Origin of the sequence: Streptomyces sp. NPDC006463 (genome assembly GCF_042870715.1) — a bacterium.
Lineage (GTDB): Bacteria > Actinomycetota > Actinomycetes > Streptomycetales > Streptomycetaceae > Streptomyces.
In genome coordinates this window covers 142,413-167,312 of sequence record NZ_JBIAHP010000016.1, presented here as the reverse complement: position 1 = coordinate 167,312, position 24,900 = coordinate 142,413, and the positions used below count along the sequence as shown (strand labels likewise).

General features: G+C 71.9%; 25 protein-coding genes and 1 pseudogene. 17 read left to right on the top strand and 9 right to left on the bottom strand.

The window, feature by feature from the left end:
• Positions 1-53: 53 nt before the first annotated feature.
• Positions 54-989, top strand: a complete 936-nt coding sequence (hemC, locus tag ACFYOB_RS27485) for a hydroxymethylbilane synthase (RefSeq protein WP_388563835.1) — start codon at positions 54-56, stop codon at positions 987-989.
• Between the two features lie 34 nt (positions 990-1,023).
• Here hemC and ACFYOB_RS27480 read toward each other — a convergent pair whose 3' ends face one another.
• Positions 1,024-2,643, bottom strand: coding sequence for a phospholipase D family protein (locus tag ACFYOB_RS27480; RefSeq protein WP_388563833.1), 1,620 nt, complete (start codon positions 2,641-2,643; stop codon positions 1,024-1,026).
• A 229-nt stretch (positions 2,644-2,872) separates the two neighbouring features.
• On the opposite strand from ACFYOB_RS27480, the gene ACFYOB_RS27475 reads away from it, so the two are divergent.
• Positions 2,873-4,555, top strand: a complete 1,683-nt coding sequence (locus tag ACFYOB_RS27475) for a hypothetical protein (protein WP_388563831.1) — start codon at positions 2,873-2,875, stop codon at positions 4,553-4,555.
• A gap of 7 nt (positions 4,556-4,562) precedes the next feature.
• Here the strand turns inward: ACFYOB_RS27475 and ACFYOB_RS27470 are convergent, their stop codons facing one another.
• The gene (locus ACFYOB_RS27470) at positions 4,563-5,213 is read right to left on the bottom strand and encodes an SMI1/KNR4 family protein (protein ID WP_388563829.1); all 651 of its coding nucleotides are present in this window, start codon (positions 5,211-5,213) and stop codon (positions 4,563-4,565) included.
• Positions 5,214-5,349: 136 nt separating this feature from the next.
• On the opposite strand from ACFYOB_RS27470, the gene ACFYOB_RS27465 reads away from it, so the two are divergent.
• Together ACFYOB_RS27465 and ACFYOB_RS27460 are read left to right on the top strand one after the other, a co-directional pair.
• Entirely contained in the window at positions 5,350-6,483 is a 1,134-nt protein-coding gene (locus ACFYOB_RS27465) for a molybdopterin-dependent oxidoreductase (protein ID WP_388563827.1), read from the top strand.
• Positions 6,483-6,884 carry a hypothetical protein gene (locus ACFYOB_RS27460; protein ID WP_388563825.1) on the top strand — a complete coding sequence of 134 codons (402 nt, stop codon included), beginning with the start codon at positions 6,483-6,485 and terminating at the stop codon, positions 6,882-6,884. Before ACFYOB_RS27465 ends, ACFYOB_RS27460 begins: the two co-directional genes overlap by 1 nt.
• Here the strand turns inward: ACFYOB_RS27460 and ACFYOB_RS27455 are convergent.
• The gene (locus tag ACFYOB_RS27455; protein WP_388563823.1) at positions 6,874-7,281 is read right to left on the bottom strand and encodes a RidA family protein; all 408 of its coding nucleotides are present in this window, start codon (positions 7,279-7,281) and stop codon (positions 6,874-6,876) included. The two genes, ACFYOB_RS27460 and ACFYOB_RS27455, sit on opposite strands and share 11 nt — an antisense overlap.
• A gap of 122 nt (positions 7,282-7,403) precedes the next feature.
• On the opposite strand from ACFYOB_RS27455, the gene ACFYOB_RS27450 reads away from it, so the two are divergent.
• Positions 7,404-7,784 (top strand): winged helix-turn-helix transcriptional regulator, encoded by a 381-nt coding sequence (locus tag ACFYOB_RS27450; RefSeq protein WP_388563821.1) that lies wholly within the window; start codon positions 7,404-7,406, stop codon positions 7,782-7,784.
• Positions 7,785-7,970: 186 nt separating this feature from the next.
• Positions 7,971-9,152 (top strand): serine hydrolase domain-containing protein, encoded by a 1,182-nt coding sequence (locus tag ACFYOB_RS27445; protein ID WP_388563819.1) that lies wholly within the window; start codon positions 7,971-7,973, stop codon positions 9,150-9,152.
• Between the two features lie 52 nt (positions 9,153-9,204).
• On the opposite strand, the gene ACFYOB_RS27440 is transcribed toward ACFYOB_RS27445, so the two are convergent.
• Complete coding sequence (locus ACFYOB_RS27440) at positions 9,205-9,795, bottom strand: TetR/AcrR family transcriptional regulator (RefSeq protein WP_388563817.1); 591 nt, start codon at positions 9,793-9,795, stop codon at positions 9,205-9,207.
• Positions 9,796-9,854: 59 nt separating this feature from the next.
• Here ACFYOB_RS27440 and ACFYOB_RS27435 point away from each other — a divergent pair, with 59 nt between their 5' ends.
• Positions 9,855-10,712 carry an alpha/beta fold hydrolase gene (locus ACFYOB_RS27435; protein ID WP_388563815.1) on the top strand — a complete coding sequence of 286 codons (858 nt, stop codon included), beginning with the start codon at positions 9,855-9,857 and terminating at the stop codon, positions 10,710-10,712.
• Between the two features lie 129 nt (positions 10,713-10,841).
• Here the strand turns inward: ACFYOB_RS27435 and ACFYOB_RS27430 are convergent, their stop codons facing one another.
• Together ACFYOB_RS27430 and ACFYOB_RS27425 are read right to left on the bottom strand one after the other, a co-directional pair.
• Entirely contained in the window at positions 10,842-11,042 is a 201-nt protein-coding gene (locus ACFYOB_RS27430; RefSeq protein ID WP_388563813.1) for a hypothetical protein, read from the bottom strand.
• 96 nt (positions 11,043-11,138) lie between these two features.
• The gene (locus tag ACFYOB_RS27425; protein WP_388563811.1) at positions 11,139-12,704 is read right to left on the bottom strand and encodes an MFS transporter; all 1,566 of its coding nucleotides are present in this window, start codon (positions 12,702-12,704) and stop codon (positions 11,139-11,141) included.
• A 126-nt stretch (positions 12,705-12,830) separates the two neighbouring features.
• Here ACFYOB_RS27425 and ACFYOB_RS27420 point away from each other — a divergent pair, with 126 nt between their 5' ends.
• A complete protein-coding gene (locus tag ACFYOB_RS27420; protein WP_388563809.1) occupies positions 12,831-13,274 on the top strand; it encodes a MarR family winged helix-turn-helix transcriptional regulator in 444 nt (147 codons plus the stop codon).
• Positions 13,275-13,293: 19 nt separating this feature from the next.
• Here the strand turns inward: ACFYOB_RS27420 and ACFYOB_RS27415 are convergent, their stop codons facing one another.
• Positions 13,294-13,710 carry a hypothetical protein gene (locus ACFYOB_RS27415; protein WP_388563807.1) on the bottom strand — a complete coding sequence of 139 codons (417 nt, stop codon included), beginning with the start codon at positions 13,708-13,710 and terminating at the stop codon, positions 13,294-13,296.
• A gap of 295 nt (positions 13,711-14,005) precedes the next feature.
• Here ACFYOB_RS27415 and ACFYOB_RS27410 point away from each other — a divergent pair, with 295 nt between their 5' ends.
• Positions 14,006-14,245: a response regulator transcription factor gene (locus tag ACFYOB_RS27410; protein ID WP_388563805.1), complete on the top strand. Its 240-nt coding sequence runs from the start codon at positions 14,006-14,008 to the stop codon at positions 14,243-14,245.
• Between the two features lie 36 nt (positions 14,246-14,281).
• Here ACFYOB_RS27410 and ACFYOB_RS27405 read toward each other — a convergent pair whose 3' ends face one another.
• Positions 14,282-15,463 (bottom strand): FAD-dependent monooxygenase, encoded by a 1,182-nt coding sequence (locus ACFYOB_RS27405; protein WP_388563803.1) that lies wholly within the window; start codon positions 15,461-15,463, stop codon positions 14,282-14,284.
• A 79-nt stretch (positions 15,464-15,542) separates the two neighbouring features.
• On the opposite strand from ACFYOB_RS27405, the gene ACFYOB_RS27400 reads away from it, so the two are divergent.
• From ACFYOB_RS27400 to ACFYOB_RS27365, 8 genes are all read left to right on the top strand, one after another.
• The gene (locus ACFYOB_RS27400; RefSeq protein WP_388563801.1) at positions 15,543-16,100 is read left to right on the top strand and encodes a TetR/AcrR family transcriptional regulator; all 558 of its coding nucleotides are present in this window, start codon (positions 15,543-15,545) and stop codon (positions 16,098-16,100) included.
• 264 nt (positions 16,101-16,364) lie between these two features.
• Positions 16,365-17,150 (top strand): cupin domain-containing protein, encoded by a 786-nt coding sequence (locus tag ACFYOB_RS27395; protein WP_388563799.1) that lies wholly within the window; start codon positions 16,365-16,367, stop codon positions 17,148-17,150.
• Positions 17,147-18,220 carry a hypothetical protein gene (locus ACFYOB_RS27390; protein ID WP_388563797.1) on the top strand — a complete coding sequence of 358 codons (1,074 nt, stop codon included), beginning with the start codon at positions 17,147-17,149 and terminating at the stop codon, positions 18,218-18,220. Before ACFYOB_RS27395 ends, ACFYOB_RS27390 begins: the two co-directional genes overlap by 4 nt.
• Entirely contained in the window at positions 18,217-19,320 is a 1,104-nt protein-coding gene (locus ACFYOB_RS27385) for a hypothetical protein (protein ID WP_388563795.1), read from the top strand. Before ACFYOB_RS27390 ends, ACFYOB_RS27385 begins: the two co-directional genes overlap by 4 nt.
• Positions 19,317-20,222: a hypothetical protein gene (locus ACFYOB_RS27380; RefSeq protein ID WP_388563793.1), complete on the top strand. Its 906-nt coding sequence runs from the start codon at positions 19,317-19,319 to the stop codon at positions 20,220-20,222. Before ACFYOB_RS27385 ends, ACFYOB_RS27380 begins: the two co-directional genes overlap by 4 nt.
• A gap of 43 nt (positions 20,223-20,265) precedes the next feature.
• Positions 20,266-20,817: a hypothetical protein gene (locus ACFYOB_RS27375; RefSeq protein WP_388563791.1), complete on the top strand. Its 552-nt coding sequence runs from the start codon at positions 20,266-20,268 to the stop codon at positions 20,815-20,817.
• A 103-nt stretch (positions 20,818-20,920) separates the two neighbouring features.
• Positions 20,921-22,705, top strand: coding sequence for an asparagine synthetase B family protein (locus tag ACFYOB_RS27370; protein ID WP_388563789.1), 1,785 nt, complete (start codon positions 20,921-20,923; stop codon positions 22,703-22,705).
• A 34-nt stretch (positions 22,706-22,739) separates the two neighbouring features.
• A complete protein-coding gene (locus ACFYOB_RS27365; protein ID WP_388563787.1) occupies positions 22,740-24,131 on the top strand; it encodes an aldehyde dehydrogenase family protein in 1,392 nt (463 codons plus the stop codon).
• Positions 24,132-24,222: 91 nt separating this feature from the next.
• Here the strand turns inward: ACFYOB_RS27365 and ACFYOB_RS27360 are convergent.
• A pseudogene (locus ACFYOB_RS27360) lies at positions 24,223-24,877 on the bottom strand (DUF5701 family protein).
• Positions 24,878-24,900 lie beyond the last annotated feature (23 nt).

Genomic DNA, 24,900 nt, shown 5'->3' with positions numbered 1-24,900 from the left:
CCACCAGAAGCGATCCGGTCGGACGCAGCACCCGGCAGGTCTATCGTGGGCCCATGTCCGCCCCTGAGCTGATCCGCATCGTCTCCCGGAACTCCCCCATGGCCCTGGCGCAGGTGGAGCGCGTCCGCAGCGAACTGGCTGCGCTCCACCCCCACATCCGGACCGAAGTCGTACCGGTCGTCACGACCGGCGACAAGTGGATGGGAGATCTCGCCCAGGTCGAAGGAAAGGGGGCGTTCACCAAAGAGGTCGACGCCGCGCTGCTGAACGCCGAAGCGGACCTGGCCGTCCACTGCCTCAAAGACATCCCGTGTGACCGGCCCCTGCCTGCCGGGACGACGTTCGCCGCCTTTCTCCAGCGCGACGACATCCGCGACGCGCTCATCCACCCGGGCGGCCTCCCCCTGGATCAGTTGCCGGCCGGGACCCGCATCGGCACTTCGTCCGTCCGCCGTGTCGCCCAGCTCGCAGCCAGCCGGCCCGACCTGGAGTGCGTGCCGTTCCGTGGCAACGCCAACCGTCGCCTGGAGAAGCTCTCCGCGGGCGAGGTCGACGCCGCCCTCCTCGCCGTCTCGGGCCTCGAACGCATCGGCCGCACCGACGTGATCACCCAGGTGCTGTCGACGGAGACGATGATGCCGCCCATCGGCGCAGGCATCCTCGCCCTCCAGTGCCGCCAGGACGACGCCCAGCTCATCGACCTCGTCAGCAGCCTCGGCCACCCCGACACCCACCGCGAGGCGACCGCCGAGCGGATGCTGCTCCACGTCCTGCAGGGACACTGCAACAGTCCCATTGCCGGCTATGCCCGTGCCGAACGCGGGGGAGACCTGTCGCTGCGTGCCTGCGTCTTCACCCCGGACGGAAAGACGGTCCTGAACGCGCACGAATGGGCCGGCCGGCTCGACCCCGCCACCCTCGGTACCTCTGTCGCCGTCGCACTGCTGCGGCAGGGTGCCCGCGACCTCATCGATGGCATCCCGCACTGACCCACAGCTCGCGGCGGGGCCCGATCCCCGGCGTTCAGAACACGTTGCGGCGCCGCAATCCCAGCGGACGTCCGTCCGGGTCTACCAGGACGTGGTGCAGCGCAGTCGCGAGCACCCTTTTCACCGTGGGCAGTTCCGGAGGAACGTAGCGGCGCAGACGGCCCGGCGGCCGTGGACCACGGCAGCCGCCCTCGTGCCAGGCGTCCAGGGCGGCGGCCGCCTCGTCGAAGGCGTCGAACGCGGTCATCGGGTCGCACAGCCCGTCCTGCGTCCGCTGCCCCGCCCCGCCCTGTGCGTCCAGGTGCTCGCGCATGAGTTCCAGGCGCAGCTCGCGGGCGAAGGCGCGCGCGCCTTCGCCGAGACCTCCCGGATCGGACGGCTCCCCCCGCAGGTCCGGGCTCTGGTCGAGCACGACGCAGCTGAGCTCCGAGTCGTGCGTCCACGAACGGAGGTTGATGTTGTCGGAGCCGACGGAGACCCATACGTCGTCGATCACGCATACCTTGGCGTGCACGTAGACGGGGGTTCCGGCAGGGTTCTCCAGGCCGTACACCGCCACGCGGTCACCGCCGGCGCTGCGCAGTTCGTCCAGGGCCGTGATCCGTCCGATCAGGTTCATCGGCAGGGTCAGCCACCCGTCCTGCTCCGGGACCGACGGGATGACGGCGATCAGTCGCAGCTGTTGATGCGTGCTCAGCGCCCGGGCGAAGCAGTCCACCACCCGGGGGGACCACAGGTACTGGTCCTCGAGGTAGACCAGTGCCCGGGCCCGCCGCAGCGCTTTGAGATATGCCCGGGCGATGCTGCGCTCGCCGTCGGGTGCGAAGGGGTAGCCGTGCAGCAGACGGTTCGGGTACGTGCGCAGCACCTGCACGGTGTGCGTGCCGCATGGCGCCGGATCGGGTGCCTGCGGCGGCAGGACGTCCGCGCTGGTGTCCTCCCGACTCACCAGCTCCCGCAGGCGGGTGAGGGGGCTGCGGCTGAGCGGCGCCGGGTCCTGCCAGCGCTCGCGGAAGACGGCCTCGACGTCACCGACTGCCGGTCCCCGTACGGCGAGCTGTACGTCGTGCCACGGCGGGTGCGGCCCGTATGCCAAGGCCATGGGCAGCGACTGGCGATCGCCGCGGTGGGTGGCGTCGTCGTTCCGGTTGTGGCAGAGGTCGATGCCGCCGACGTACGCGACGTCCAGCTCCGGGCGGCCCGGGTGGCGCAGGACCACCATCTTCTGGTGGTGCGAACCGCCGGGCCGGACCCGCAGGTCGAGCAGGCATTCGCCGCCGGCCTCCTCGATCTCCTCGCCGAGGCTGCGGTTCTCGTCTTCGCTGAAGTGGAGGCTGTCCAGGTGCGAGCGCCACAGCAGCCCCTTGACGATGACGCCGCGCTTCGCCGCCCGGCACAGGACGGTACCGATCTCGGTACCGGGTCCGTCGAGCCGCTCGTCGGGGTCGCCGCGCCAGTCGGTGAACAGGAGCAGGTCGCCCGCGTGCATCGCGCGGATCCCGGCCAGTAGCTGCACGAAGTACGCAGCGCCGTGGACCAGGGCCCGTACGCGGTTCCCCTCGGACCATGCCGACCCGTCCGGGTGGCGCTCGTCCAGGCTCGTCGCGGCGTTGCCCCGTTCACCTGCTGTCAGCAGCCAGTCTGCGCGTGTCACGGCAACCTTCCTCCGCCCGGCGTCTACCCACCGCATGACCCCGCACTCGCCCCGTGCCCCCGCGTACGCGTCGTCGCGGTTCAACGGCACCCGGGGGATCTGCTCCTCGCACCGGCCTTGATACGGGTCTGACCCACCACATCGGCGCGAGAAATGCCGCGCCGCACCCTCCGTCGCAGTGGCAGGATGCCCCGACGCGGGACGGACGCGCCCGAGCGAGGTGGGGAACATGCTGGAGGGGCTGGACGCGGTGGACTGGCGCGGGCTGGAGCCGGTAGGGCCGGACCGCCGGTCGGCCACCGCCGTGCCGAAGGTGTTGCGCCGGATCGCACGGGCGGACGCCACCACCGGGCAGGAGGCCGTGGACCGGGCGTACGGCGAGCTGCAGGACCTCCTCTGGACCCCGGAGGGGGTCAGTGACGCGGGCACGGCAGCGCTGCCGTTCCTGGTGGATCTCGCCCTCGACCCGGGAACGGTCGCGCGGGCGGACCTGGTCGATGTGCTGGCCGGCGTGGCAGACCACGCCGCGGCCGGTGGGGCCCGGGCGGCGGACTCCGGGTGGGACGCGGCCTGGCGGCTGCACCGGCCGCGCCTGCAGCGGCTGCTCGACGACCCCGATCCGGTGATACGGCGGGCCGCGCTCCAGCTGGTCGAGGGCCGGACCGCCCTCCTGCTGGAACAGTGGCACAAGGAGACAGACCCGTCGGTCCGGGTCACCACGCTGCTGGCAATGGGCGAAGCCGCGGCCGCGGAGGACGCCGCGGGTGCGGAGGACCCCGCGGGTGCGAAGGCCGCCGAGGTGCGGGCGGTGCTCGACGCCGTCGTCCACGGCGAGGACCCGGTACTTCGGGTAGCCGGCGTGATCGCCACGGCGCCCCTGGACCCGCAGGCACCGCTGCGTGACTGTCCGATGCTGCTGGAGCTCCTCACCGATCCCGCGCTCGCCCCGGAGTTCGAGACGGTCTGGTACACCCTGAACTGCGAATATCCGTACGACCGCGACGCCGTCGCGGCCTGGGCCGTGCACCTGCTGGGGCAGGACACGATGGTGGCGACCTCGTTCGTGGCCGGGCTCGCCGAGGCCGGGAACCGGACGGACGACGAGGGTCTTCGCCGATGCGCGCTGGACGCGGCGTGGCGCCTGCTGGTGGTCCGGCCCTCCGTGGCCGCCGCGGTGCTGCAGCTGGCGGCCGGGATGCTGGCCGACCCGGACGACGACGTCCGCTACAAGGCGGCCCATCTGCTGGCGGTGAGCGGCCGCGGAGCGGCACCGTACGCCGACCGGCTCGCCGCCCTCCTCGACGACCCCGGCGCATCGCAGTTCTTCGACGGCACCGTCGGCGACCACGCGCGGTGGGCCCTGACCCGGATCGGGGACCCGCGCGCCCTGCCGGATCTCGTCGAGCGGCTCGTCGCGCCCTACCGGGACATGCCAAGCCGGGGCTACGTCCTCGGGGACCCACGGCAGCCGGACGTCGCCGACGTGCTCCGGCCGCTGCGCGCGCACAGCGCGGTGCTGCTGCCCGCAGTACGGGAGGCCCTGCGGGACGAGGTGGCGCGCAATGGCTGGCTGGTCCGGGACCTCCGGGACGTCCTCCAGGCCTGGGGAGAGAACCCGCTGCTCCCCGGCGAGAACGAGCCGTACCCGCGGCCTTGGGAACCACCATCGATGGAACCGGCGCAAGCGGAGGCGACCGTCCTGGAGTACGCCGCCGACGGGCAGTTCCTGGGGGCGTTCAGCACCGCCCTGGCCTCGCTCGCCCGCCACGAACGCCTCGCCCCGCCGGTCCGAGAGGCACTGACGGCCCTGCGGGCCGCGGACCGCCGGCTGTCCGCGTACCACGACTACCGGGCGTTCCTCCAAGACGAGGAAATCCGCGCGCAAATCGACGTGGTACTCGCCCTGCCATGACGCGCCTTCACCGGATACCGTCTGTGTCCGGTGGGCTGAGCAGCTCGGCATTGGGGAGGAACGCGCCCCGCTCGGACGGGGACACGAAGTCCCCCAAGTCCGAGAAGTAGTAGGAACCTGTCGATTCGGTGCACACCTCCAGAAGGAAGCGGCTGCATGACGACGTGGGGTGGAACTCCCACAGGGGGCCGCGGCCCTCGTTGAGGATGACCGGCCACTCCTCCGGGGGAACGCCGGGAAGTACGAGCCAGTAGAGAACCTCTCCCCCGTTCTCGGAGTAGCCCCACGGCACCAACCGGGCACCGCTCTGCTCCAACTCGGCCGGCTTCGGCTCGCCCGCTGCCCAGAGATCGGCCAGGATCTCCTCGCGCTCGACCGTCTGCACGAGCAAGTCGTACATCTCATCGGGGCAGCCCGGCTCCATGAGCCACAGAACGCCTGAGAAGACGCCACCGCCGTACACCTCGATGAGGCGTTTGTAGTCCGCCGGCAGGGCGGTACCCAACTGCTCCTCCACCGTGGGCCAGTCCACGGGCCGCCTCGCAGAAGAGGGAGGCGGACAGGCGCGGATCAGCGGGTCGGTGTAGCGCAGGCTCCGCCCGGCCCTTGGCGCCACGGCGGCGCCAACCGCGTCGAACTCATCATGATCGCTCAGCATGACCCCCACCCTTCATCAGAACAGCGGTCACCGTCATGCTCCTCGTCTCGTGGGTGCCGGGCGGCCGGGGGCGCCGTCAGGGTTTCGTAAGGCGCTCACGCCCCCGCGAAGGCTCCTCGGCGGGTGTCATGGGCTCATGAAACTGCGTGTCCATCCACCGAGGTTCTCCGGACGGCTCCACGATGCCCGCACGGCGACGGCGATCGGCCGCTGGCTGGCCGCGGCCGTCGCCGTGTGCTTCGTCACCGGCGTGATCAGCCACTACCTTCAGCATCCGCCCGGCTGGCTGGCCGCAGACCTGCCCAGCCGTCCCTCGTGGGGCTACCGGCTGACCCAGGGACTCCACGTGGCGAGCGGTATCGCCGCCGTTCCGCTGCTGCTGGCGAAGCTGTGGACGGTCTATCCGCGGCTGTTCGAGTGGCCCGCCGTGCGTTCGGTACGCCACGCCCTGGAACGGCTGTCGGTGGCCGTGCTCGTCGCGTCAGCGGTCCTCGAAGTGTTCACCGGGCTGCTCAACACCGCGCAGTGGTATCCGTGGCCGTTCTCCTTCGTCCAGGTGCACTACGCCCTGGGCTGGGTGTTCATCGGCGCTATGGTGCTGCACATCGCCGTCAAAGCCCCGGAGATCAAGACACATTGGAGCCGCGGGTCGACGGGCACGCTGGCTCTGCCGTCCGAGGACGCGCTGGACCGGCGGGCTCTGCTCACGGGAGTCGCCGCCGCGGCCGGCGCGGTCACCCTCGCGACGGTCGGCCAGTCCTTCACCCCGCTGCGGCGGTTCGACCTGCTGGCCCCCCGGCACCCCGACCACGGACAGCAGGGCCTGCCGGTGAACCGTACCGCCGTCGCCGCCGGGGTCGCCGCGGTGTCCGTCGCACAGTGGCGTCTCACTGTTGCCGGGCCCCGTCCGTACGAGCTGACCCTCGACGAACTCCGGGACATGAGGCAGTACGACGCGACGCTCCCGATCGCGTGCGTCGAGGGCTGGAGCAAGTCCGCGCACTGGAGCGGCGTGCGGATCCGGGATCTGCTCGACCGGGCAGGGGCTCCCCCCGAAGCCGGGCTGCGGGTCGTCTCCATGGAACGGCAGGGCGGGTACGCGGTCACCGAGATGGGCCACACCTACGCCCGGGACGAGCTCACCCTTCTCGCCTTGAGGCTCAACGGCGAGGTGCTGTCGCCGGATCACGGCTTCCCGGCGCGCGTGATCGCGCCCAACCGGCCGGGCGTACTGCAGACCAAGTGGGTCCACCGGCTGGAGGTCCTGTGATGCGAACGGCTGTCGGCGCCGTCGGCGCCGCCCTCCTGGGTTATGGCGTGCTGCTCCTGTTCGACGGCGGTCAGTACCTCGATGTGGCGATCTGGCTGGCCGGTGCCGTCGCGCTGCACGACGGCATCGTCGCTCCGCTGGTCCTGGCCGTCGGTCTGCTCCTGGCCCGCGTCCGTGCGAGCAGGACGGTGCGCGCTGCGCTGATCGTCGCCGCCTCCCTGACCCTGGTCGCGCTGCCCGTACTCCTGCGGCCGGGCACGCCGGACAACCCCTCCGTGCTGCCGCTGGACTATCCGCGCAACTGGTCGCTCGCCCTCGTCGCGGTGGCCGTCCTGGCCGCCCTGTTGCACGTCACCCGGTGGCTGCGGGGCCGCAGGGGAGGCCGGCCGTTCAATCGATGACGGCGGTGGCTTCGATCTCCACCAGGTGCTCGGGGACGTCCAGTGCCGCGACGCCCAGCATGCTGGCCGGCGGGACCGGTGTGACCCCCAGTTTCGCGCCGGCCCGGGTGATCCCTTCCAGCAGCAGCGGCATCTTGTCGGGGGTCCAGTCGACGACGTAGACGGTCAGCTTCGCCACGTCGCCGAAGGAGCCACCGACCGCGGCCAGAGCGGTGGCGATGTTGACGTAACACTGCTCGACCTGGGCGGCGAGGTCGCCCTCGCCGACCGTGACGCCGTCGGCGTCCCAGGCGACCTGCCCGGCGATGAAGACCAGCTTCGATCCGGTCGAGACCGACACCTGCCGGTAGACGTCGATCTCCGGCAGTCCGTTGGGGTTCACCAGGGTGATGGCCATGTTGCCCGCCTCCATTTGCTGGGAGAGCTGTCGCGAGAGCCGCTCTCTTGTGGTTACTCAGGAACCGTAGGAGAGTGAACGCTGACATGGAAGAACGCACTTTTCGGTGACTGGGGAACCTGATGGTGACCAAGCAGTACAGCGGCTCGCCCGAGGACGCGGACCTCAGGCGCGCGGACTCCCTGGCGCGGGAGATCTTCTCGGACGTCGCCAACAAGTGGGCGCTCCTGATCATCGAGGCTCTGGGTGAACGCACCCTGCGCTTCAGCGAGTTGCGTGACGAGATCGAAGGCATCAGCCACAAGATGCTCACCCAGAACCTGCGCATGCTGGAGCGCTACGGCCTGATCGATCGGACGGTGCACCCCGTCGTGCCGCCGCGGGTCGAGTACACCCTCACCGAGCCGGGACGGGCCCTGCGCGTGACGATCGACGGACTCTGCGACTGGACCCACCGGTACCTCGGTGACATCGAGGCCTCCCGGCAGCGCTTCGACGGCTGACAGGAGGAGCGCTCCGGGACGACATCCGCGAGCAGCGCATCGCGGCCCGATACCGAAGAATCAGCCGATCCAGATCTTCGCTCAACCATCTCCGGTCAATTGCGGTCATGTTGTGAAAGTGGACCACTCTGGTCCACGGACACGGCACGAGCGCCACGGAGTACGGCGAACGATTAGGAGCACGACATGGCATTAGGGAAGACCGCACGGGTCGGCGCGGTGGGTCTGGCGGCGGCCGCCTTGGCGGCCGCCGCCTTCGCGGTCCCCGCCCAGGCATCGCCGGACAGCGCCCCCGCGAGGGCGGGGCACGAAGCGACCCGGCGCGCGATGGAGGCGGAGGTGAAGGCGGGCATCCCCGGCATCACGGCCCAGGTGCGCGACGCCAACGGCGTCTGGAAGTCAGCCTCGGGTGTCGGCGACCTGACCACCGGCGCGCCGCGCGGCACGAACGACCGGTTCCGGATCGGCAGCATCACCAAGACGTTCGTGGCGACCGTGCTGCTCCAGATGGAGGCGGAGGGGAAACTCGGTCTCGACGACACCGTGGAGCACCATCTCCCCGGCTTGGTACGGGGCAACGGCAACGACGGCGACAAGATCACCGTACGTCATCTCCTCAGCCACACCAGCGGACTCTTCGATTACCTGGCCGATGAGGAGTACGCCAAGACGTACCTGCGGGGGGAGGGCTACCTCAAGCACCGGTACGACACCCTGCCGCCCGAGAAACACGTGAGGGTGGCTCTCTCCCACGAGCCGTTGTTCAAGCCGGGTGACCGGTTCTCGTACTCCAACACCAACTACATCCTGGCCGGGTTGATCATCGAGAAGGCGGGCGGACGGACGTACGAGGCCGAGGTCCGCGACCGCATCATCAATCCGCTGCGCCTGACAGCCACCTCCAACCCCGGCAACAGCATCCGCATACCCCGGCCCAGCAGCCGCAGCTACTCCAAGCTGTTCGCGTCGGCACCCGACCGGATCGACGACGTCACCGAGATGAACGGTTCACAGGGCTGGGCCGACGGCGACATCATCTCCACCACCGGCGACCTGAACCGGTTCTACGGCGCCCTGCTGCGCGGCGAGCTGCTCCCGCCGAAACAACTCGAGGCCATGAAGACCACCGTCTCGAACCCCGAACGCCCCGACATGTCCTACGGACTCGGCCTCACCCGGTTCCGGACGACCTGCGGCACAACGGTCTGGGGTCACGGCGGAGGCATGGTGGGGTCGATCTCGATGGCCGTCACCACCGAGGACGGCCGCCACCAGCTCGCCTACAACCGCAACGGGGACTGGAAGGTGGGATCCGCTCAGAACATCATGGAGGCCGAGTACTGCCCCACACCGGCGTCCTCGGGCTGAGCCGTACACCCTTCGCCCACCGCGCACGGGCTGCCCGTCTCGCCGACCGGCATCAGTGGGCACTCGCCTGCGTGATGGCTGCGCGCAGCAACTCGGCCATTGACCGGCCGGCCACCCTCAGCGGTTCCGGATCACGGGCGGCCCGGCTGAGCATGAAGGCTCCCTCCAGCATCATGACCATCGAGTACGCGAGGGACCGCGCCGCCGTCGGTTCGGCCACCCAGTGGCCGAACCAGCGCGTGGCAGCGGCGACCCACTCCTCGAACACCTCCGCCGTCGCGGCCCGCAGCACCTCGTCGCTGCTGGCGACCTCCAGCGCCACCGTCCCGATCGGGCAGGCGTCGGCGTAGTCTGCCGCCGCAAGGTCATCCGCCGCCGCTTCGAATGCGTGCACGAGGGACTCCACCGGATCCGGCACGCTGTCCAGCAGCGCCAGTACCAATCGGCCGTACTCGGTTCCGGACGTGCGGATCATGTCCTCGGCCAGTTGCCGCTTGCCACCCGGGAAGAAGTGGTAGATCGAGCCGAACGGTGCGTCCGCCTCTGCCGCGATCCGCTTCAGGCCGGTGGCCGAGTAGCCGTGGCGGCGGAACAGCACCGTGGCGGCAGCCTGGATCCTGGCTCGTGTGTCCGACCGTCCCATTGCCTTCCACCCCTTTCCAGTCCAAAGTTACAGTAGAACGATCTATCAAGTGGGGTGTCATGCCAAGGATCGAACTGTCGGCCGGACCCATCGACTACCAGGACACCGGCGGTGACGGGCCTGTGCTGGTGTTCGGCCACGGGCTGCCGATGAACGAGACCCAGTGGCGCAAGGTGGTCCCGCTGCTGGACGGATACCGCTGTGTCCTGCCCACGCTGCCGCTCGGCGGTCACCGTCAGCCGATGAATCCGGATGCCGACCTGACCCAGCTCGGTGTCGCGCGGCTCCTGGGCGAGTTCATCGAGGCGCTCGGCCTGGACCAGGTGACCCTCGTGCTCAACGACTGGGGCGGGGGCCAGTTCCTGGTGTCGGACCGGCGGGACCAGCGGATCGCGCGCCTGGTACTGGTGGCCTGCGAGGCCTTCGACAACTTTCCCCCGGGGCCGGCCAAGGCCATGGCTCAGGTGAGCAGGGTTCCCGGCAGCGTCTGGCTCCTGACGCGGCTCATGCGCATTCCCGCGTTCCGCCACAACCGGGGCGGATACGGCGGGATGAGCCTGCGCGGCATCCCCGACGAGATCATGGACGACTGGTTCGCCCCCGCCACCCGCAGCAGGGCCATCCGCAGGGACTTCGCCAAATTCGCCACCGGGGCACCCGACCGCAAGACCTTGCTCGCCTGGAGCGAGCGTCTGCGTGACTTCGACCGCCCGGTACTGGTCGTCTGGGCCACTGAGGACCGATTGATGCCGCGTGAGCACGGCCCCCGACTGGCCGACCTGTACCCGCAGGGCCGACTGATCGAGATCGCCGACTCGTCCACCCTCATCCCCGAGGACCAGCCCGAACGACTCGCCGAAGTACTCACCGACTTCCTGGCCCAAACCGGAGCAGGGCCGGTCCGGCACATCGACTGAGTGCGAAGGCGGCAGGCGGCCCCTCTTCCCGCGCCGTGACCGAGCGGGCGCCCGGCGGCCGCCGCTCAGTCACCTACCGGACGTGGTGAGGGCTCCACGGCGCGTCCTGGCCGGTCGGGCCGCTGCGGCTCACTCCGGCCCCTTGCGGTGGGGCGGCCGGACCGGCTCGTCCGCCTCTCCCGGCCGGTCCAGGCGGCTCGCCTCGTCCTCCGCCGCCCGAATGGTCGGCTTGGGTTCGCCCTTGCGCGCGACGTGCGGGGCGCGGCGCCGCTGCTGGTCATCGTCGTGGCCGTGCAGGGGGGCGCCTCCGGCGCCACCTTGGTCGTCCATGGCCGTCTCCTTCCGCGGTTCGGCCCCCCATTTGTCGCCTGGCGCATGCCCGGACACCTCTGCGGGAAACCTGCGGTGCACCGCTCGTACCCACGTTCAGGAAGGTGTGGAGCTCGTCGCGAGCCTCGGCCGGGCCTCCTCCTTCACCGGCCCCGTACGGCGGTCCGGGCGGAAGCCGACGGCCAGGACCGCCGCGCCGATCAGCGCGAATCCCGCCGTCCAGAGCGCACCGACATGCATGGCGTGGAGGAACGCGGCATCGGCCGCGGCGGCGAGCTGCGTGTCGTGCGTGGCGGCCGCCACGTGCCTGGCGAGCTCGGCCGAGACGTGAGCCTGCCGCCGCACCGCATCCGGGAGGCCGGTCAGCGAGCCGTCGATCGAGCGCTGGTAGACGATCGAGGTGATCGTGCCGCCGGCCGCTATGCCCAGCACGCTACCGGTCTGGCGCAGGGTGCTGTTGACCGCGCCGCCCGCGCCGGACCGTTCCGGCGACAGGGATCCCAGCACCGCGCCCGTGACGGGAGCGATCACCATGCCGATGGAGGTGCCCTGCACCAGCATGACCGCCGAGTACCAGGCGATCGGTGTGGCCGTGCCGAAAAGGGCCAAGGATCCCATCGCCAGGGCCGCGACGGTCAGGGAGATCGACGAGACGAGCCGGACGGACGTCCGGCGGGCCAGCCTGACGGCGACGGGCGAGCCGACGACCACTCCAAGTGCTCCCGGGAGCGCAAGGAGCGAGGCGTGGAACGCCGAGTACTGGCGGGCGCCTTGCAGATAGAAGGCGAGGTAGAAGGATCCGGCCGTCATGGCCAGGAAGACCATCATCAAGGTGATGTTCCCCGCGGCGAAGCGGCGCTGCGCCAGCAGCCGGGGATCGAAACTGGGGTGGGCGATCCGCAGCTCCGTGACGACGAAGGCGGCGATCAGCGCGATGCCCGCGGCGGTCCATCCCCAGACGTGCGGCTGGGCGAAGGACGCGTCCTGGCCGGCGCGGATCAGACCGTACGTGAGGAAGCCGAGCCCTGCCGTCGACAGGAGCATGCCGGCCGGGTCGAGGCGGCGGACCTGGGGGCTGCGGGAGTTGGGCACGTACCGCGCGATGAAGCCGAGACCGAGGACGACCACGGGTACGTTGACGAGGAACACCGAGCCCCACCAGAACCTCGCGAGCAGCGCCCCGGCGAGGATCGGCCCCGCGGCGAGGCCGACGCCGGCGAAGGAGGACAGTCTGCCGAAGGCTGCCGGCCGCTCGGCGGGCTCGAACGTCCAGCTGACCACCGCCATGGTGGCCGGGACGAGCAGAGCGGCGCCGACGCCCATCACGGCCCGCCCGGCGATGAGTTGGCCGGGGGTGGTGGCGTACGCGGCGACGGCCGAGGCAACGCCGAACAGGGCCATGCCCGCCAGCAGGGTGTTGCGGTGCCCGAAGCGGTCGCCGAGCGTGCCCCCGGTGAACATGAGGCCGGCGAAGGCCAGTGTGTAGGCGCCCGTGGCCCACTGGAGCTGGCCGGGCGTGGCCCCTAATCCCCGCACGGGGTCGGACAGCGTCTCGAAGGCCGTGGACAGGATGGTGCCGTCGAGCCAGATGAGGAGCTGGGCGAAGACGAGGACGCCGAGGATGAGGCGCCGACGGGCCGGCGGTGGCGTGGTGGATGACATGTGTGACTGCCTTCGGATCAGGAGGATTTCGACGCGGCCGCAGCGTACAATCGTCAGGTACCTGACGGTTGAGCCATCGTGACAATTCGTCAAGTTCCTGTCAATCGCATCTTTGGAGGTCGCCTCATGGGCGAGCACGGTCACGGTCGGGTGCTGAGCTTCCTGGTCCGCCACGCCTGGCTCAGCATGCGGGCGGCGATCGGGGCCGAACTGGAAGAGTTCGGGCTCACCGTGCCGCAGTTCGCGACCCTGATGATGGTCAGGACGTCGCCGGGCATGTCGGTGGCCCAGCTGGCCCGCTCCGTCGGGAGTACCCGCCAGGCCGCGAACGAAATGCTCGCGGCACTGGAACGCGACGGCCTGATCACCCGCTCCCCCCACCCCACCGACCGCAGGACGCACCAGTTGCACCTGACCGACGCCGGAAGCACGCGCTACGAGGAGGCGCTTCCGGCCGTCCTGCGACGGGAGGCCCAGCTCGAGGAGGGACTGACCCCGGAACAGCGGGAGGCCGCCCTCATCTGGATGTCGGGCGTCTCGACCGCCTGCCAGGAACCGGTGGAGAAGTAACGCTCCCGGCTCCGAGGGATCAGTGCCCGGGCCGGCGGTGGCGGACTCCGGCCTTCCGCGCCGAGGAGGCGATCAAGAGCGAAAGGATGCCGGTGACGACCAGGCTCCCGATCATGACCATGCCCACGCCGATCGCGAAGAGCCCGCTGGAGTCGTCCGACCAGTCGTACCAGGCGGCAATGGTCAGCCCAGCGGTGGTGCCGAGCACCGCGGCCGCGGCGTACTCCCGGAAGGCTGCCCAGCACACCGGCGCCAGCAGGGTCAGCCCGAGCCCGATCACCTGCCACGCCTCGTAGGGGCCGGTCGTCGAACCGTCAGGATGCACGTCACGGTGCTGGTCCCAGCCCAACCAGGCAGCCCACGCCGCCATCGCCATTCCGGCCAGCACCAGGGTCGCCAGCGGTCGGCGAACAGATTTCTGCAGTCGCATGCACATGACCCCAGTGTCCGGGCCCACCCGAACGCCCGTCAGAGCGCAGCTACTCAGCTCCACCCGAGTAGGAACGCGGCGCCGGTACGTAGTCGTAACCGCACGCGATGTGCACGGTGACGGAGTGCCCCCTGGGACGGCCCGGTCCCTGTCACACGCCTGTGACAGTCGGCGGACAGCGCCGTGAAGTCAGGCGGCCAATCTCTTAACAAGAGAACAAATCGGGACATTCAGTCATATGTCCCTCTGCTTCCGAGGACGTGAGCAGTGATGACCTAGCCGATTCGGCGGAGGAAATCCCATGAGTCTCACACTCACCACGTCGCACACCGTAGCCACCGTAGCCACCGCACCCGAGCTGGCCCCGCGCGAGCAGGAAGCACTGCGACACATCGCCGCCGGACGCACCTACCTCCAGACGGCCCGCCACATGGGACTCTCCAAGCACACCGTCGACGCCTACCTCCGCCGCATCCGCGCCAAGCTCAACGTCCACAGCACCGCCGAGCTCACCCGTCTCGCCATCACTCTAGGACTGTGACGCTCAGCAACAAGCGTCATACGCCGCGTACGAATCTCATCTGACGGTCCGGGCAGGGGCAGGCGGCGCCTCACCAGCCCGGTCCGCATCGCCGTTGAGACAGCGATCCAGGGCGGGCGGCGTCCAGTCCGCATGGCGGAGGATCGCGCGGATCGTGGCGCCCGAAGGCGCGAGGCGCAGAGCCGTGTTGCGGGCCGCCAGGGCGAGGGGGTGCGTCAGCTGCTGGCCCATCCGGCCTGCTCGGCGGGCCGCGCGGGTCACCGACTGGGTGCGGGGGCGGCGGGCCGCGTCGTAGCGCGCCAGTGCGGCGGGGAGGCTGGGGCCGGCCGCAAGTTCGGCGGCCAGGGTGACCGCGTCCTCCAGAGCCTGACAGGCGCCCTGGCCGAGGTTCGGGGTCATGGCGTGGGCCGCGTCGCCGAGGAGGGCCACCCGACCCACGGCGAAGCACGGCAGAGGCACGGCCAGCTCGTGGATGTCGTGGTGCAGGACGTCCTCGGGCCGGGTCGCGTCCAGCAAGTCCGGGATCGGCCGGTGCCAGGCGCCGAACCGGCGGCGCAGCACGGCCAGCGGGTCCCGGTGACGCACGCCCGCCGGCGAGTTGATCACGGCGTGCCATTCGGCGCGCCCATCGGTGAAGGCGATGTGCCCGAACTCCGCACCCGGACCCCACGTCAGCTCGAAGTCGGTGTCCAAGGGCACCGGTTCGGCCGTGATGGCGCGCAGCACGGTCGATCCGCTGTACGCGGGCCCGGGGTGGCCGGGGAACAGGGCGGTCCGGATCCGGCTGCGCAGACCGTCGGCGGCCACGACGAGGTCCGCGTCCAGGTCCTCGGCAGATTCCACCTCCGCGCCGACGATGAGGCAGGACGCCGGCAGTTCCGCCCGCAGCAGCCGGTGCAGTTCGGCACGCGGGATCCCCGTCATCGGGGTTCCCAGGGCCCGCTCCAGCGCGGCGCCGTCCATACGCGAAAGCCACCGCCCGCCGGGGGTGCGCGTCCCGCCCGTGTACTGGCGGCGCGCCGCCTCGCGGACTGCGGGACCCACACCCAGCGCGTCGAGGGCACGGATCCCGTTGGGGGCGAGCGAGATCCCGGCACCCGCGTCATCCAGGACGGCGGCGCGTTCGAGGACGGTCACCTCCCAGCCGGTGCGGTGCAGTCCGACCGCCGCCGCCAGTCCACCGATGCCCGCCCCGACCACCACAGCCCTGCCAGCCATGACGCCTCCCCTTTCTACAGGTGTAGAAGACCTGCGGTGCAGCGTACTCCGATGCTTCTACAGGTGTAGAAAGGGGGGTGTGAGCGAAGAGCGACGAACCGTCCTGGCCGATGCGGCCATCGAGGTGCTGGCCGAGGCCGGCATGCGCGGGCTGACCCACCGCGCCGTGGACCGGGAGGCAGGGCTCCCGCCGGGGACCACGTCCGCCTACTACCGCACCCGCGCCGCACTGCTGACCGGGCTGGTGCTCCGCCTGGTCGCCCGGGACCAGGCCGAGCTCCACACCGCAGGCGAGGGCATGCCGACCTTCCGCACCCCCGCCGAACTCACGGACGCCTTCGAGTTCCTGACGGTGCTCCGTCTCACCGGCGAAGGCCGCCGCCGCTCTCTGGCCCGCTACGCCTGCATGGTGGAGAGCGTCCGCGACCCGGAGCTGCGCGAGATCCTCGTCCCGCGCGCCAACGCGGGGCGCGACGCCGTACGCGCCTTCCTGGCCGCGCACGGCGTCACCGACCTCGACGCCCGTACGCACACCCTGCTGGCCTGCGTGGAGGGCCTGGTCCTGGAACACCTGCTGACCGGCACCCCGGTCCCCCGCGAGGCCCTGGAGGGACTGGTCGCCGCTGCCCTGCGCTGAGGCAGGGTGCGTCGGCCCCCGCGATCCCCTTCGCCCTGGGACCTGCGCCGCGACGGCGCCCGCGTCCTCGGAACAGTCGATCAGTCGAAAGGCGCCCCGCCCCGCCCTGGAAGGCTCGCCTTCCGGCGCGCGGGCCCGGCACCGGGCGGCCATCTGCCGGTTACCCCGAGTACGTACTGAGTGCTCCCGCTCGTGGCGATCAAGGCCTTACCATGCGCGTGCGAGGCGCGTGGAGCGCACAGCTGGGCGTCAGGGGGAGGCGCGATGGCAGCACGACCGTACGACCGCACACCCGGACCGGGCGAGATGTCCGAGGACCTGCCGGACCGCGCCGGGCGCGGGCTGCCGGGCGGGGTGGAGCTGTACCACCTGATGCCGGACGGCGGCATCGTGCTGGCCGACCGGGAGGGGTCCCGGAAGCTCGGGCCGGAGCGGGAGTTCCTGCGGTTCATCGACGACGGCCAGTTCGCGCACTATCTCGTGGGCGACGCCGGCACCTCTCCCGAGCGGCCCTCCAACGCCACCGTGAAACTCGGGGTGGTGGGCCCGCGCAGCGCCTTCACCCCGCACGCGCACGGGGGCGAGCACTTCGTCCTCAGCCTCGGCCACGCCGCTTGCGGACTGTTCGACCCGGACCGCGGCCGCGTCACCGAAGTCCTGCTCGCGCCGGGCATGTTGATCCGCATCCCGGAGATGATGCCGCACTCCTTCGCGAACCGGGGTGACGCCCCACTGACCATCCTCGCAGCCAACACGGGATACGGAATCGACCACGAGGACTACGCGATAACCGCGGCGGATGCAGAGCAGCGGGCCGCCACCAGCAGCGTGCGGCCCGACCCGGCGGGGCCCACCGCTCCGACAGCCTTCACCACCGGAACCGGCACCGGCACTGCCACCGCGGCCGCCACCGACTACCGGGTCCTCGCCGCCGCGCTGCGCGACATCGAGCGCGCCCAGCGGGTCCACGGCATCGCCGGCACCACCGTCCGCGAGCGGCTGGCCGCACGGCTGCGCCGGGTGGCGACGGCTCTGGAGGTCCACCGGTGATCTGCCCGAACTGCGAACGCAACCTGCTCCGCAAGGAGCGCACCGGCAACATCTGCAGCCACTGCAAGCGCCGCTACGCGCTGGACCCCAAGACCAACTCGCTGCGCCTCAGCGACCTCCGGGTGCGCCGGATCGCCACCGGGCTGACGGACGACGGCCGGATCCTGATCACACCGGGCCAGTTGTGGTACGCGCTCTCGCGCAAACGGCTCAGGGAAGGGGAGTTCGCGCCCGGATGCGCGGGCGGGGCGCTCCTCGGCGGCGTGTTCGTCGGCTTCTGGGGCCTTTTCGGTGAGCTGCCGTTCATGCTGTACATCTCCGGGGCCCTGCTGGCCACCGCGCTCGGCATCCAGATCGCCCGGCAGATGGGAGCGGGCCGGGGCATCGCGCCCATGACCCGCGGAGCCTTCCGTTCCGAGGCGCTCGCCGAGTGGCTGCGGGTGTACGGGAAGCTGCCGCCCGGCGTGATCGACGACTCCGGCCACCCCTGGCCCCGGCGGCAGGCCGACGCGCCGCCGCCGAACGCCGTGCTCGTCTGCCCCGATGCCTCCGTCGCCGCCTTCCTCGCCGCCGACGGCCTGCCCGACCGCCACGGAGTCGCCCTCGTCCAGGGCCCCGAGCACGTCACGGCTCTGCTCCCCGCCCTGCCGCCGCGCGGCCCGGTACTGGTGCTCCACGACGCCGACGCGCACGGTGAACTGCTCCTGCGGCAACTCCGCGAGACCCTCCCCGGCCGCCCGGTCGTCGACGCCGGTGTGTCGCTGCGTACGGTCCGCAGCATGCCGAAGGCCGTCGCCTACCGCGACCCCGAGCGGAAACCCGCGGCGGAGGTGATGCGCCGGCTGACCACCCTCGGCGAGTTCACTCCGCAGGAGCTGAAGTGGCTGGCGCAGGGCTGGCGGTTCCCGCTCGTCGGCGTCCCCCCGGTCCGGCTGCTCACCGTGCTCGACCGGCTCGCAGAACAGGCCGGCCGCAGTGTCGACGCCGAACGGCGTCACGCCGCGGAGGTCGGCTTCCTGACCTGGCCAGGGGTGGCCGACGACGGCCCGGATCCGGCAGGTGGGCGGTGATCTGCCCGAACTGCTCGACCGAGCTGAAACGTACGGAGCGCACAGACCAGGTGTGCTCCCACTGCCACCGCCGCTTCGCCCTGGATCCCCAGCTGCACGGCAGCGGCATGCACGACCTGCGGATACGCCGGTGCGTGGAGTCCCTCACCGACGGCGGGCGGCTCAAGGTGACCGTCACCCAGCTCTGGTACCGCTCCCGTAGGTCCAGCACTGCCTGGAGGGCGCGCGAGGCGCGCGGCATCCGGCCCGGAATCCGCTGGCTCGTGGCGCTGGCCGTCTGCGCCGGGCTCGTCGGGTGCGCGGCCGTCACCAGCGGAACCCCCGCCGTCCTGGCCGCAACCGCTGCCGTCCTCGTCCTCGTGGTGCCCGGGTTCATGCCGTACGAGCGGGCTCGGCCCGCTGGCTCGTCCGTCAGCCCGACCGAGCAGGCCTTCCGGCAGCTGATGGACGGCGTCTGGCGTAGGGCGTACGGCGGGCTTCCGCCGGGAGTGGTCGACGACGCGGGACGCGGCCGCGGGGACTCCGCGCCGCGGCAGCCCCGGCCCAGGGCGGTGATCCTGTGCACCGACCACTCCGTGGCGGTGTTCCTGGAGGCCAACGACTTGCCCGTGCGGCTGCGGGTGGTGCTTGTGGAGGCGGACCCGGGCTCCGCCCACGACGCCCTCGTGGACCTCCCGGGGCGGCTCCCGGTCGTGGTGCTGCACGACGCGAGCGCACTGGGCGCGCTGCTGGCACCCCTCCTGCGCATCGCCCATCCGGACCGGGCCGTGGTGGACGCCGGGCTGCCGGTGGCCGCGGTCCGGCACCATCGCGGCGCCGTCCACCGCGTCTCGCCCGTCGCGGCCGTGGACGCCGCGGAACTGCGGGCCGTGGCTGGCCTGTCCGCACAGGACGCCTCCTGGCTGGCGGAGGGGTTCTGGAGCCCGATCGCGGCCGTGCCCCCGCCGCTGCTCGCCACCGTCCTCGAGGACGCGGTGGAACGGGCCGTGGCCGCGGCGCGGCCCGACTCCGCCGCCGCGTACGGCTTCTTGACCTGGCCGGACCCGGACGGGTCGGCAGACGCGGACACCTCCGGCAAGAAGGGCACGCCCACCGCATGAGCACGAGTACGTCTACCGGTACGAGCAAGCCTCGTTCCCCGTCGGGAGCCCCCGCCATCGGTGACCGGCTGCTCGACCTGGCCATCGGCGCCGCCTGCGTCCGCGCGGCCGACCCCGGCGGACTCCGGTTCACCGAGCGTCAGCTCTACTACGAGACCTGCCGCGTCCTGAGCCCGGCCGCGCCGCTCCTGCGCCGTGTCCCCGGCACCCCGGCGCCGACGTTGCGCCTGCCCTCGTTCACCCGCGCCCTGGACGCGCGGGGCCGGGCGACCGTACCGGGCCTCCTCCCCGCCGCGACGGCCCCGGCGCACCAGCCGGACCTCGCGCAGTACCGGCCGTCCGAACCGGACCTGTACGACTACGGGCTGCCCCGCCTGCTGCTCTGCCAGGACCGCTCCATCGCCGCGATGCTGCTCGCCAACCACGTCCACCTGGAGGCGGCCTGCCCCGTCCTCGCGGCGCCCGACGCCCTGCCCCTGCCCCCGCGCCTCCTCGCGGCCCTGGAACGGGCGGACGGCGCCACGGTGCACGTCCTGCACGACGCGAGCCCCGAAGGCGTGACGCTCCCGGCCCGGGTACGGGCCGCGCTCGGCCCCGTCCCCGGGGTACGGGTCAGCTCCCTGGGTCTCGTACCGCGGCACGCCGCCGCCCTGCGGCTGCCTTCGGGACGCGGCCCGGCTCCCACCCCGGCGCCGGGCGCCGACTGGCCGGCCGCGCTGCGGCCGCGCGAGGCCGCGTGGCTGGAGCGGGGCCGGTTCGCCCAAGTGGCCGCGGTACCGCCGGCCAGGCTCGTACGGACGGTGCTGCGCCTTACCCGGGGGCCGCGGCCGCCCCGCGGCTCCATGTGGGGTGAGCTGAGCGGTCTGCGCACCGCCGGCTTCATGACCTGGCCCGCCGCGTGAGCGGCCCCCGTGACCCCTTCCACACACCCGAGGTACGCACACGATGATCCGGCCCCAAGAGATCGGCTACGCGGACGAACTCCTCGCCGACGGCACGGTCCACCGCAGATACGAAGGCGGCCTGGAGGAGTGGCGCAGCCGCACCCCCGGTCGCCCCCACGTGGTGCGCTGGCACGACAACCAGGGTGCCTCGGGGACCGATGAACTCCTCGGCAACCGCGTCATCAAACGCACCCTCGCCGACGGCACCACCACCTACGCCCGGGACATCGGCTACGGCCGCACCGTGTGGGCGCGCGGCGAGAAGGTCACCGTCAACCGGAGCTCCTTCGGTGGCCGGATGGGGGTGCTGCTCGCCGGCCTGGGAGTGGCGACCCTCGCCATCACGGCCGCCCATCTGCCGCCGCTGAGCATGACGCCGGAGGAGGAAGAGGCCCTGCGCCGCCAGCAGGAGCAGAGCCAGGCCTCGTCGTCGGCTTCCGGCGGTGACGGCGGAGGCGGGGACGCCGGAGGCGACGGGGATTCCGGCGACGACAGCTGGGAAGCGGGCTGGGACGGCGACGAGGACGCCTGGAGCGACGACGACTTCGGCTGATCCGGAGCGCAGAACACGAAAACACGGAGCGCGGAGCACCGAGCACAGAGCACCGAGCACCGAGCACCGAGCAGTACGCGAGCACGAAGGGAAGGAGCCACCCGTGGCACGTTTCTGCGCCTGCCTGGCCGACACCACCGGGCAGGCCCGCGCCCATCTCGAGGCGATGGGCGCCGCCGGACCGGGCCACGTCCCCGTGGACGTACCGGGCGCCGGGCTGAGCCTCATCACCGGCGAACCCGGCCGCGCCACCGGCCCGTTCACGGCGCACGGACGCACCGCGGTCGGCGAGGTCACCCTCCACAACCGCCCGGTGCTGCGCGCCGCCCTCTCGGCCCGGGCCGCCGCCGCTGCGCCACCACCGCCCGACTGCTCCGACGGCGAACTCCTCCTCCACTGCTGGGCGTCGCTCGGCGAGGCCGGAGTGGCGCTCGCCGAAGGAATGTTCGTGCTGGCCGTACTCGACGGCCCCGACCTGGTCCTGATCCGTGACCACGTCGGCGCCCGCACGCTCTACTACGCGCGGGCAGGCGCAGCCTGGGCGGCCTCGACCTCACTGCGGGCACTGCGCCGCTGGCCCGCGCTCGGCACGTCCATGAACCTGTCGGCTGTCCGCTCGTTCCTCACCTTCGCGTACCTGCCGGGAGAGGAGACCCTGCTCACCGGGGTCCGCGAGGTGCTGCCCGGCCGGGTGCTGCGGCTGGGCCGCGACGGCCGGGTCACCGAAACCGTCCACTGGGAGCCCCGGGAGCACATCGAGGACCCCGCCCCCGCCGACCCGACCGGCCATGTCCTGGCCCTGCGCGGCCTGTTGGAGCAGGCGACCGCGACCCGGCTGCCCGTGGCGGAGCCGGCCGCGGTGCTCCTCTCCGGCGGCATCGACAGCTCCCTCGTCACCGCCCTGGCGGCGAAGCTCCACAGCCACCCCGTCCACACGTACTCGATCAGCTTCGGCGACGACCTGCCCAACGAGCTGGGCTACTCCGGCCTGGTGGCCTCCCACTGCCAAACCCGCCACCGCATCCTGAACGTCTCCGGGGCGGCGGTGGCGGCGCGGCTGGCCGAGGCCGCGGCGCTGCTGGACAGCCCGGTCGGGGACCCGCTGACGGTGCCGAACCTGATGCTCGCCGAGGCCGTGGCCGCGGACGGTGCCTCCGTGGTCCTCAACGGCGAGGGCGGCGACCCCGTCTTCGGCGGGCCCAAGAACCTCCCCATGCTGGTACAGGAGATGCACCGGACGCCGGGCGCTCCCTGGGACGAGGACCGGGCGACCGCGTACCTGCGCTCGTACCGCAAGTGCTGGACGGACCTCCCGGTCCTGCTGACGGCGCCGGTCCTCGACGCGCTACGGGACGCCCCGCGCCTGGAGCGGCACGTGGAGCCGTACCTGCTTGCGGAAGCCGGCGGCCCGTACGCCATGGAACACCTCCTCAACCGGCTGCTCCACTGCAACCTGCGGACCAAGGGCGCGCACCACATCCTGACGAAGGTGGAACGCCTGACCTCCTCCCAGGGCGTGGAGGGCCGCTCCCCGCTCTTCGACCGGTCGGTCGTCGACCACGCCTTCGCCACGCCGCCGGGTTACAAACTCCGCGGCACGGCCGAGAAGTGGATCCTCAAGGAGGCCGTGCGGGACCTGCTGCCGGGCACGGTGGTCGACCGCCCGAAGAGCGGGATGCGGGTGCCGGTCCAGCAGTGGCTGACCGGTCCGCTGCGCGATCTCGGCCACGAACTCCTCCTCGGTCGCCGCTCCCGGCAGCGGGGCCTGTTCCGCCCGGAGACGATCCGTACGTGGCTGAAGGGCCAAGGCACGCTGCTGCCCCGCCAGGGCGGCAAGCTGTGGCTGGTGCTGACGCTGGAGCTGTGGCTGAGGTCGTACGACGTATGAGTTCCGGTCAAACCCCGATCCGTGAAAGGCGCCCATGACTGCCGCACCCACCGAACTGAACAAATCGACCGAGTCGAGCGAGTTGACCGAGTTGACCGACCCGCGCACCGGGCGGCCGCGCGGTACGGCCACCCTCTCGCGGGAGCCGGAGGTGGCGGCCGCCGTGGCGGCGGCCCGCATCGCCCTGGCCGAGTGGAGCGCTCTGACCCCGAAGGACCGGGGCCGCCGGCTGGACCGCCTCGCCGCCCTGATCGAGGAGCACGCGGATCGGTACGCGGCCCGCGAGCAGGCCGGCACGGGCAAGCCCGGGGCGGAGACGGCGGGCGAGATCGAGCAGGTGGTGGACCTGTTCCGGTTCTACGCGACGGCCGCGCGCACCCGGACCGTCCCGGCCTCGGGCCGGCTGGTGGCGGGCCACGAGAGCTGGGTCCGCTGGGAGCCGATCGGCGTGGTCGGGGTGATCGTGCCGTGGAACTACCCGCTACTGATGGCCGCCTGGCGCTGCGCGCCGGCCCTCGCGGCGGGCAACACGGTGGTGGCGAAGCCTGCCGAGACGACCCCCGACAGCCTGGAGCTGCTCGCGGAGCACGCTGCGCGGGCCCTGGGCGCCGGCGTGCTCCAGTCCCTCCCGGGCGACCGGCGCACCGGCCGCCTGCTCGTGGAGTCCGCGGTGGACATGGTCGCGTTCACCGGCAGCGGCCGGGCCGGAGCCGACGTGGCGGCGCGGGCGGGGACCCGCCGTGTCAGCCTGGAACTGGGCGGCAACGCACCGGCGATCATCCTTCCCGACGCCCCCGCCGACACCTACGCCTCCCTGGCGGAGGCCGCCACGTACAACGCGGGCCAGAGCTGTGCGGCCCCGGCCCGCGTGATCACCCTCGCGGAGAACTACGAGGACACGGTCGCGGGTCTGGCGGCGGCACTGGGATCGCGGCTCGCCGGCCGCGACTTCGGGCCGCTGAACAATCCTGACCAGGCGGCCCGGTACGACCGTCTGGTCGCCTCCTCCACGGCCAAGCGGAACCTCGCGGCCGGCATCGCACCTGACGCCGACGGCGCGCGGGGGAACTGGCGCCCGGCACGCTTGCTGGCGGATCTCGTGTACGACGACCCGGCGGTCACCGAGGAGGTGTTCGGTCCCCTCCTCACGGTCCAGCAGGCGCAGGACACGGAGGCGGCCCTGGCTCTGGCGAACAGCGTCCCGCAGGCGCTCGGGGCGAGCGTGTGGACCACCGACCTGGAGACCGGCCTCGACCTGGTGGCCCGGCTGAACGCGGGCGAGGCGTGGCTCAACTGCCATCTGGTGCAGACGGCCGAACTCCCGCACGGGGGCCGGGGGACGTCCGGTCACGGCACCGACCTGAGCGTCCTGGCGCTGCAGGAGTACCAGCGGCCGAAGACGGTGACCGTACGGGTGACCCGGTAGCGGCCGCCCACCCCGGACGCCTCACGGAACCGGGCCCCGCGGCCCGGCCCGTCCCGTCCCGTACCCGGTAAGTCCCGGCCGACCGCACCCCCTAGTGCCCGCGGCCGCCGGCGGAGGCGAAGCCCAGCCAGGTGTGGCGGTTGCCCCACCAGCACCAGCCGATCTTCGGCGCGTTGCGCCGCTCGCGGCCGTCCCGCCCCGTGCCGTTGCTGATCCAGATCGCCGTGGTGCGGGCGTCCAGGGCGCCGTTCGCCTTGCGCAGCCGCGAGCCGATGGTCATGAAGCAGTGGTTGCGCTCAACGACCGCCGGTTGCTGGAGCACCCAGTGGATGCCTTCGGTGAGCAGCAGTGGGGTGCGGTCCTCCTCGGTGAAGGCGGGCAGCGCCTCGTCCGGCTCCAGTTGCCATGTGGTCGCCGCGATCGAGGCCGGTGACGAGGTAGAGGGGGGCGTCGGGCAGCTCGACGGTGCAGGGGACGAAGCGGTCGACGTCGGGCATGTCGGTGACGACGAAGCCGGGCTTGCCGTCGTGGCGGAGCAGCGGTGCGAGGACGGACGCGGGAACGCGGTCCGGGTGGACGGCGAGCAGGGCGTCGCCGTGTCGGCTGCCGGCGTCCTCGGCGAAGGCGTGCAGCTCGTCGGCGGGCATCCCCGCGAGCTCATGTACCCCGAGCCCGATCAGGTGTTCCGCCTGGGCGGTGAGCGGCGGGAGCGGAGGCACGGTGGCGGTGGACGAGGTATCGGGCAAGGTGTTCATCGGCTCCGCCGTCT

Excerpts from the sequence above, each read along its gene's own strand:
- hemC (WP_388563835.1), top strand. The coding sequence starts at position 54 with ATGTCCGCCCCTGAGCTGATCCGCATCGTCTCCCGGAACTCCCCCATG.
- ACFYOB_RS27475 (WP_388563831.1), top strand. The coding sequence starts at position 2,873 with ATGCTGGAGGGGCTGGACGCGGTGGACTGGCGCGGGCTGGAGCCGGTA.
- ACFYOB_RS27470 (WP_388563829.1), bottom strand. The coding sequence starts at position 5,213 with ATGCTGAGCGATCATGATGAGTTCGACGCGGTTGGCGCCGCCGTGGCG.
- ACFYOB_RS27465 (WP_388563827.1), top strand. The coding sequence starts at position 5,350 with ATGAAACTGCGTGTCCATCCACCGAGGTTCTCCGGACGGCTCCACGAT.
- ACFYOB_RS27460 (WP_388563825.1), top strand. The coding sequence starts at position 6,483 with ATGCGAACGGCTGTCGGCGCCGTCGGCGCCGCCCTCCTGGGTTATGGC.
- ACFYOB_RS27455 (WP_388563823.1), bottom strand. The coding sequence starts at position 7,281 with ATGGCCATCACCCTGGTGAACCCCAACGGACTGCCGGAGATCGACGTC.
- ACFYOB_RS27450 (WP_388563821.1), top strand. The coding sequence starts at position 7,404 with ATGGTGACCAAGCAGTACAGCGGCTCGCCCGAGGACGCGGACCTCAGG.
- ACFYOB_RS27445 (WP_388563819.1), top strand. The coding sequence starts at position 7,971 with ATGGCATTAGGGAAGACCGCACGGGTCGGCGCGGTGGGTCTGGCGGCG.
- ACFYOB_RS27440 (WP_388563817.1), bottom strand. The coding sequence starts at position 9,795 with ATGGGACGGTCGGACACACGAGCCAGGATCCAGGCTGCCGCCACGGTG.
- ACFYOB_RS27435 (WP_388563815.1), top strand. The coding sequence starts at position 9,855 with ATGCCAAGGATCGAACTGTCGGCCGGACCCATCGACTACCAGGACACC.
- ACFYOB_RS27430 (WP_388563813.1), bottom strand. The coding sequence starts at position 11,042 with ATGGACGACCAAGGTGGCGCCGGAGGCGCCCCCCTGCACGGCCACGAC.
- ACFYOB_RS27425 (WP_388563811.1), bottom strand. The coding sequence starts at position 12,704 with ATGTCATCCACCACGCCACCGCCGGCCCGTCGGCGCCTCATCCTCGGC.
- ACFYOB_RS27420 (WP_388563809.1), top strand. The coding sequence starts at position 12,831 with ATGGGCGAGCACGGTCACGGTCGGGTGCTGAGCTTCCTGGTCCGCCAC.
- ACFYOB_RS27415 (WP_388563807.1), bottom strand. The coding sequence starts at position 13,710 with ATGTGCATGCGACTGCAGAAATCTGTTCGCCGACCGCTGGCGACCCTG.
- ACFYOB_RS27410 (WP_388563805.1), top strand. The coding sequence starts at position 14,006 with ATGAGTCTCACACTCACCACGTCGCACACCGTAGCCACCGTAGCCACC.
- ACFYOB_RS27405 (WP_388563803.1), bottom strand. The coding sequence starts at position 15,463 with ATGGCTGGCAGGGCTGTGGTGGTCGGGGCGGGCATCGGTGGACTGGCG.
- ACFYOB_RS27395 (WP_388563799.1), top strand. The coding sequence starts at position 16,365 with ATGGCAGCACGACCGTACGACCGCACACCCGGACCGGGCGAGATGTCC.
- ACFYOB_RS27380 (WP_388563793.1), top strand. The coding sequence starts at position 19,317 with ATGAGCACGAGTACGTCTACCGGTACGAGCAAGCCTCGTTCCCCGTCG.
- ACFYOB_RS27375 (WP_388563791.1), top strand. The coding sequence starts at position 20,266 with ATGATCCGGCCCCAAGAGATCGGCTACGCGGACGAACTCCTCGCCGAC.
- ACFYOB_RS27365 (WP_388563787.1), top strand. The coding sequence starts at position 22,740 with ATGACTGCCGCACCCACCGAACTGAACAAATCGACCGAGTCGAGCGAG.